Consider the following 614-nt stretch of genomic DNA (forward strand, 5'->3'; position numbering starts at 1 on the left):
AGTCGGGCTTCTCGGTTTGAGATTTCTGGTGATTTCCCTCTCCTTGTTGCCCAATAGACCCAGTTTCCGTCATACGTTGATGCGTCTGGTTTGACCAGTTTGTGCCTAATGATAGGAGTCCAGTTATGTTGTTGCAGTCGTAGACCATCCTTTGTTTGGAAAATCCACTTCTCATTCCTTTCTTTCCCATTGCTCAGTATCACTTTTCCTTTTCGGAAGTATTTCCTGAGCGTTTTGTAATTGGCATTACCGCATCTTGACACTACCCATGCCCGTAGTTGTTGCCAAAGTATTTCATCCAGCTTTCCGAAAATCTCCGAGGAGACTGCCCCTGAGTAGTACCTTGACCATCCTGTGATAATGGGGTTTAGCTCTTTAATCAGGGCGGCTTGAGGTGATGTTTTGTGTTTCTTTATCACCTCTTTTACCTTTTCGATGTGGGCTTTGATTGCTTCCTTATTAGGTTTTGTGTGAGTTTTGAACCCGAGTAGCTTGCTTGTCCTGCCGCCACTTTTCCCCGAGACGTGTTTTCCGGCAGGATATTGCCTGATATTGAACCCTAGAAAGTCGAAACCAGGTGAGACCATTTTTCCATTTACTTCGATTTCTTGAAG

The 614-nt window shown here is 44.6% G+C and carries 1 protein-coding gene; it reads right to left on the reverse strand.

Annotated features, from left to right (window positions below):
- The coding region (locus AC0QHF_RS00280) for a group II intron maturase-specific domain-containing protein (RefSeq protein WP_324702192.1) at window positions 1–614 on the reverse strand (614 nt) is incomplete at both ends.

The organism is Lyngbya sp. CCY1209 (assembly GCF_055795065.1).